This window comes from Mesorhizobium sp. M4B.F.Ca.ET.089.01.1.1 (assembly GCF_004022605.1).
GTDB classification, from domain to species: Bacteria; Pseudomonadota; Alphaproteobacteria; order Rhizobiales; family Rhizobiaceae; genus Mesorhizobium; species Mesorhizobium abyssinicae.
On the sequence record NZ_RZOS01000342.1, the window covers coordinates 1 to 6382 of the forward strand.

The 6382-nt window shown below is 63.7% G+C and carries 9 protein-coding genes; 3 read left to right on the plus strand and 6 right to left on the minus strand.

Features of this window, described 5'->3' with window-relative positions; translation table 11 throughout:
- The 5 genes from EN780_RS24980 to EN780_RS25000 form a co-directional block, all read right to left on the minus strand.
- The coding region (locus EN780_RS24980; RefSeq protein ID WP_128275613.1) for an aminotransferase class I/II-fold pyridoxal phosphate-dependent enzyme at window positions 1-993 on the minus strand (993 nt) is incomplete at its 3' end.
- 160 nt (window positions 994-1153) lie between these two features.
- Complete coding sequence (locus EN780_RS24985) at window positions 1154-1675, minus strand: CoA-binding protein (RefSeq protein WP_127282126.1); 522 nt, start codon at window positions 1673-1675, stop codon at window positions 1154-1156.
- A complete protein-coding gene (locus EN780_RS24990; protein ID WP_128275614.1) occupies window positions 1672-2448 on the minus strand; it encodes an AAA family ATPase in 777 nt (258 codons plus the stop codon). The genes EN780_RS24985 and EN780_RS24990 overlap by 4 nt, the downstream gene beginning before the upstream one ends.
- A gap of 8 nt (window positions 2449-2456) precedes the next feature.
- Window positions 2457-2879, minus strand: a complete 423-nt coding sequence (locus EN780_RS24995; RefSeq protein ID WP_128275615.1) for a VOC family protein — start codon at window positions 2877-2879, stop codon at window positions 2457-2459.
- A gap of 25 nt (window positions 2880-2904) precedes the next feature.
- Window positions 2905-3726 (minus strand): enoyl-CoA hydratase, encoded by an 822-nt coding sequence (locus EN780_RS25000; protein ID WP_128275616.1) that lies wholly within the window; start codon window positions 3724-3726, stop codon window positions 2905-2907.
- A gap of 185 nt (window positions 3727-3911) precedes the next feature.
- Here EN780_RS25000 and EN780_RS25005 point away from each other — a divergent pair, with 185 nt between their 5' ends.
- The 3 genes from EN780_RS25005 (at window position 3912) to rpsI (ending at window position 5544) form a co-directional block, all read left to right on the plus strand.
- A complete protein-coding gene (locus tag EN780_RS25005; RefSeq protein ID WP_127282130.1) occupies window positions 3912-4376 on the plus strand; it encodes a PaaI family thioesterase in 465 nt (154 codons plus the stop codon).
- Between the two features lie 227 nt (window positions 4377-4603).
- Window positions 4604-5068 (plus strand): 50S ribosomal protein L13, encoded by a 465-nt coding sequence (gene rplM, locus EN780_RS25010; protein WP_126054907.1) that lies wholly within the window; start codon window positions 4604-4606, stop codon window positions 5066-5068.
- Window positions 5068-5544 carry a 30S ribosomal protein S9 gene (gene rpsI, locus EN780_RS25015; protein WP_126054908.1) on the plus strand — a complete coding sequence of 159 codons (477 nt, stop codon included), beginning with the start codon at window positions 5068-5070 and terminating at the stop codon, window positions 5542-5544. Before rplM ends, rpsI begins: the two co-directional genes overlap by 1 nt.
- Before the next feature lie 62 nt (window positions 5545-5606).
- Here rpsI and EN780_RS25020 read toward each other — a convergent pair.
- A partial coding sequence (locus EN780_RS25020) for a LysR family transcriptional regulator (RefSeq protein ID WP_133372706.1) occupies window positions 5607-6382 on the minus strand: 776 nt, incomplete at its 5' end.

The window sequence follows — 6382 nt, forward strand, 5'->3', positions numbered from 1 at the left end:
CTGCCGGGCGTTGTTCTTGTGGCCGGGCAGGCTGGGATAGCTCACCCACGCGACCTTGGGATGGTTCGATAGCCAGCCGGCGACGCTCGCCGCGTTGTCGCAATGGCGCTGCATCCTGAGCGGCAGCGTCTCCAGTCCGGTCAGGATCAGGAAGGCGTTGAAGGGCGAGATCGCCGGGCCGATGTCGCGCAGGCCGAGGACGCGCGCGGCAATCGCAAAGGCGAAATTGCCGAAGGTCTCGTGCAGCACGATGCCGCCATATTCGGGGCGCGGTTCCGACAGCATCGGGTATTTGCCAGACTTCGACCAGTCGAAGGTGCCGCCGTCGACGATCGCGCCGCCGATCGAATTGCCGTGACCGCCGATGAACTTGGTCAGCGAATGGACGACGATGTCGGCGCCGTGCTCGATCGGCCGCACCAGGTAGGGCGAGGCCAGCGTGTTGTCGACGATCAGCGGCAGGCCGTGCTTGCGGGCGATGTCGCCGATCTTCTCGATGTCGACGAAGATGCCGCCCGGATTGGCAAGGCTCTCGATGAAGATCGCCTTGGTCCTGTCATCGATCTGGCTTTCGAAGGTCGAGACATCGTTGGTGTCGGCCCAGCGAACCTCCCAGCCATAATTCTTGAAGGCGTGGCCGAACTGGTTGATCGAGCCGCCGTAAAGCCTTGTCGCGGCGACGAAATTGTCGCCCGGCTGCATCAGATTGTGAAACACCAGTATCTGCGCGGCGTGGCCGGACGCGACCGCCAGCGCCGCCGTGCCGCCCTCGAGCGCCGCGACGCGCTCCTCAAGCACGGCCTGGGTGGGGTTCATGATGCGGGTGTAGATGTTGCCGAAGGCCTTCAAGCCGAACAGCGAGGCGGCATGGTCGGCGTCATCGAAAACATAGGAGGTGGTCTGGTAGATCGGGGTCGCCCGGGCGCCCGTCGCCGGATCGGGCTTGGCGCCGGCGTGAATGGCAAGCGTGTTGAAACCGGGCGTACGCGTCATCGAAAACTCCCTCAGGAACCTGCGCAGGAAATCGCGGGGCATTCTTGGCGAAGGCCGGCCATGAATGCAAAGAAGAATATACCTTTCGGCGTGCGATCTGCCACGAACGCCCGAAAAAATCCTACTCTTCCCGGAATAATTTTGCGCCGCGGCAGCCGGGCTATTTTTGCCTTACGCCGAAGCTCTGGAAGCCCTGCCGCATCAGCGGCTTCTTCGACGACAGCACGCCGGAATTGACGCCGGTCCAGCCGATCTCGCCCGACAGCTTGCCGTATTCGATCTTCGGGCAGCGGTTCATCACCACCTTCATGCCGGCAGCCTCGGCGCGGGCGGCCGCCTCGTCATTGCGCACGCCAAGCTGCATCCAGACGACCTTCGGCAAGGGATCGAGCCGCAGAATCTGATCGAGGATACCCGGCACCGCGACCGAGCCACGAAAGATGTCGACCATGTCGACCGGCTGCGGCACGTCGGCGAGGCTTGCGTAGACGGTACGGCCGAGAATCTCCTTGCCGGCATGACCAGGATTGATCGGAAACACCGAGAACCCCTTGGCCAACAGGTACTTCAGCACGAAAAAACTCGGCCGAACGTCGTTGGGCGACGCGCCGACCATAGCGACGGTCTTCACCGAGTTGAGGATGCCGGCGATATAGGTGTTGTCGTAGCTGTCGTGGTTCATGCCTCGTCCTCATACAGCGCTTCGGCGAGAAAACCATCCGGATCGCCGCAGAAATCGCGCATCATGCGAAAGTGGTCGGTGTCGCGAAAATCGACCAGGTCGAGCCCGAAGCGGCTGATGCGGAACAGGCGCGCGCCGGGACAGGCCATCAGCAGCGGCGAGTGCGTCGCCATGATCACCTGCGCGGTGCCGGACAGGTCCATTCGCCTCAGCAGCTTGAGCAGTTCGATCTGGCGTGTCGGCGACAGCGCGCTTTCCGGCTCGTCCAGGATGTAGATGCCTTGCCGACGACAGCGCTCCTCGAAGAAGCGGATGAAACCTTCGCCGTGCGACCACGAGAGAAAATCGGGCGGCGCACCGCCAGAGTCCAGCGCCGCCTGATCGAGGTAACGAGCGACGGAGTAGAAGGACTCTGCCCGGAAGAACCAGCCGGCTGTGACCTTCGGCAGCCAGTGGCCGCGCAAGGCGTTGGCCAGTGCTGTCCCGCTCTTGTCGATGGCGGAAGAATGATCGACCGGCCTGTAACCCTTGCCGCCGCCGGCCTCGTCATAGCCGGCCAGGGCGCCAATGGCTTCGAGCAGCGTCGATTTGCCGGTGCCGTTCTCGCCGACGATGATGGTGATCGGCGCGGTGAATTCGAACTCGAATGCGCGGCTGGCGAAGATCGGCAGGTTCCAGGGATATTGGTCCCACGCCTCGACGCGCGCCGGCTCGAGCAGGATGCGCTTGAGATAAGGCGCCTTCAGCCGCGTCAGTTGCTTGCGAGGCGCCACGGGCAGCGTCAGCCCGGCAGCGAGATCGAGCCGTCTTCCGCGATCGGAAAGGCCGGATTGTGCGCGACTTCCCAGACATGGCCGTCGGCATCGGCGAAATAGCCGTACCAGCCGCCCCAGAAGGCGCGGCCGGCCGGCTTGACGATCTTGCCGCCGGCCTTCTCGGCCATGGCGAGGACTTGGTCGACTTCGGCGTCGGAGCGGGTGTTGTAGGCGAGATAGACGGCCGACGGCGCTTTTGCAAAGCTGACGCCGGAATCCTCCTCGGCGCTTTCGCGCGGGAACAGGCCGAGAATGGCTCCACCCATCTGGAAGAAGGCGACGCCCTCGGTGATCCCCGGATGGCGGGTCAGTCCCATGCCCTCGTAGAAGCGCGTCGCGCGAGCGAGATCGTCGGTGGCGACGGTGATGATGGAGATACGCGGTTCCATTCGGATCTTCCTCTTTCCGGGCGCCCTACTCGTCCTTCCATTCCGGCTTGCGCTTGCCGACGAAAGCTCCGATGCCTTCCTCCGCGTCGCGCGCCAACATGTTCTCGACCATCACCCGGCCGGTGTAGGCATAGGCGTCGCCCAGTCCCATCTCGGCCTGGGCGTAGAACGCCTCCTTGCCAGTCTTGACCACCAAAGATGATTTTGAACCAATGGTTTGCGCGTATTTGCTGACAACCTGATTCAGGTATTCGCTCGGCACGATGCGGTTGACGAGGCCGAATTCCCTGGCGGTGGCCGCGTCGATCGTCTCGCCGGTCAGCAGCATTTCCATGGCCTGCTTGCGCGAGACATTGCGCGACAGCGCCACCATCGGCGTCGAGCAGAACAGGCCGATGTTGACGCCCGGCGTGCAGAAGGTCGCCTCGTGCGAGGCAATCGCAAGATCGCAACTGGCGACCAATTGCAGCCCGGCGGCGGTGGCGAGGCCGTCGACCTCGGCGATGACCGGCCTGGGGTGGCGCACGATCGCCTGCATTAGCTCGGCGCAAGCGGCAAAGGTCTTCTCGAAGAAGGCTCGGCCGCGATCGGCATCGCTGCGATGGGCGCTCAGTTCCTTGAGATCGTGGCCGGCGCAGAACACTTTGCCGGACGCCGCGAGGATGATGACGCGCACGGATTTGTCGGATTTCGCGCGATCGAGTTCGGCCATCAGCGCCGCCATCACCGCCAGCGACAAGGCATTGGCCGGCGGGCTGGCGAGCGTCAGGCGAAGAATGCCTTTGTCCAGGCTGGCGACAACAGGCCCCTCGGCGATTGCCGGCTTGATGGCGACGACTTCAGCCATGTTCTCAAACCTCTCCGCCCAATCCTTCTCGGCCTGCTGTGGCGCACTTCACAGACCATGGAACAAAAGAACTAGCACGCTGCCGATTGAAGAAAAGCCGCTAGCCGTGTTTTCTCGGCCGCAACATTTGGTCCAGGCGCCCTCGCCTTGGGTGCCCTGCCCGTCCCGCACATAGGAAATCGCCGATGCCCGCTCAAAGCAATCTGAAGCCGGTGTTGACCGCGGCTGACGTCAATCGGTTGATGGAAAGCGTCTATCCGCAGCTCAACGACCAGTTTTCCTTCTATCAGGCGCTGGAGGTGTTTCCCGGCGGCTGCATCGTGCGGCTCAATGCCGACGAGCGGCATTTGCGCCCGGGCGGCACGGTGTCTGGTCCTTCCCTGTTCACGCTGGCCGACATCGGCGGCTATGTCTGCGTGCTTTCGCATGCCGGGCCGGATGCGCTGTCGGTCACCACCAACCTCAACATCAACTTCGTGCGCAAGGCCGAGGCCGGTCCGATCGACGGCCATTGCCGCATCCTGAAGCTGGGAAAAAGCCTGATGGTGTTCGACATCGACATCGTCGCCGGGCCGGACGGACACACGGTAGCGCATGCCACAGGCACCTATTCGATCCCGCCGAAACGTCCGAATGATGTGGTAAAATAATACCTTTTACTCAATTCATTGTTTTTGCTATATTTTCCACGCAAAGAGAGATTTCGATCGCCTTGACGCGCTGATTAGCCTCGCCTATAAGCCCTCGCGAAGCAGCGGCCCGCAACGGCCGCCGTTTTGTTATTGGCGACGGGCAGACGCCCCAGCCAATTCAAGCAACAAGAAACGCCTTTCCCTGTCCTTCGCGGGTAGGGAGGGTCCAACCGAGAGCAAGAACCATGGCTACCTTTTCGCAGAAGCCTGCGGATGTGGTGAAGAAGTGGGTGCTGATCGACGCCGAAGGTCTCGTCGTCGGCCGCCTCGCCACTGTCATCGCCAACCATCTGCGCGGCAAGCACAAGCCCACCTTCACCCCGCATGTCGACGACGGCGACAACGTCATCGTCATCAATGCCGACAAGGTGGTGTTCACCGGCAAGAAGTACACCGACAAGGTCTACTACTGGCACACCGGCCATCCCGGCGGCATCAAGGAGCGCACCGCGCGCCAGCTGCTCGAGGGCCGTTTCCCCGAGCGCGTCGTCGAGAAGGCCGTCGAGCGCATGATCCCGCGCGGCCCGCTTGGCCGTCGCCAAATGAAGAATCTCCGCGTCTATGCAGGCGCTGAACATCCGCATGTCGCCCAGCAGCCCGTCACGCTCGACGTGGCCAAGCTGAACTCCAAGAACAAGAGGGCTTCGTAATGGCTGAGCTTTCCTCGCTCGCAGAACTCGGGACTGCCGCTGCCGTCGCGCAGCCGGCCGCTCCCGTCCACGTCCAGAAGCTCGACAAGTCGGGCCGCGCCTATGCCACCGGCAAGCGCAAGAACGCCATCGCGCGCGTCTGGGTGAAGCCGGGCTCCGGCAAGATCGTCGTCAACGACAAGGAATTCGCGAGCTACTTCGCGCGTCCGGTGCTGCAGATGATCCTCAACCAGCCGATCATCGCCGCCAACCGGGCCGGCCAATACGACATCGTCGCCACCGTCATCGGCGGCGGCCTGTCCGGCCAGGCCGGCGCCGTTCGTCACGGCATCTCCAAGGCGCTGACCTACTACGAGCCGGCGCTGCGCGCCGTGCTCAAGAAGGGCGGCTTCCTGACCCGCGACAGCCGCGTCGTCGAGCGCAAGAAGTACGGCAAGGCGAAGGCCCGCCGCTCCTTCCAGTTCTCGAAGCGCTAAGCGCTACGAAATTTGGACAATCGAAAGGCCGCCTCCGGGCGGCCTTTTTGTTTTTGGGATGCTCAGGGACCGCGGCCGGCCGGCGTCTTTATGTAGTCGATGAATGCGCGCAGCGGCGCGGGCACCAGCCGTCGGCCGGGATAGTACAGGAAGGGTCCCGGGAAGCTCTGCCACCACGGCTCCAGCACAGGTTCCAGCGCGCCGCTCTCGAAATGCGGGCGCACCCAGTCCTCAAACAGCCAGAGAATGCCGACACCAGCGATCGCCGCATCGACAGCGAGATCGACGCCTCCACCGATGCTGACGACCAATGGCCCCGTGGGATCGACCCGCACCACCTCGCCGTCCCGCTCGAACTCCCAGGGCGTCATGACCCCGCTCGGGAAGCGGCCGCGCACACAGGCATGGCCAAGCAGGTCGCGCGGGTGCTGCGGCCGGCCGTGCCGGTCAAGGTAGGACGGCGCAGCGGAGGTCGTGAAGCGCTGCGCTCGGGGTCCGATCGGCACCGCGATCATGTCCTGCTCCAGCCGCTCGTCATAGCGGATTCCGGCGTCGCAGCCGGCCACCAGCAGATCGATGAAGTTCTCCTCGGCGATCACCTCCAGGCGAATGGCGGGATAGGCCGCGAGAAATCCCGGAACGATTTTGGGCAGCACCAGCCGCGAGGCGCTTATCGGCACGTTGAGACGCAACGTTCCGGCGGGCCGGTCGCGAAAGCCGTTCACCACATCGAGCGCAGCTTCTACCTCGCCCAATGCGGGGCCGAGCCGCGCCAGCAGGCTGGCACCAGCCTCGGTCAAAGCGACGCTGCGCGTGGTGCGGTTGAAGAGCCTCACAC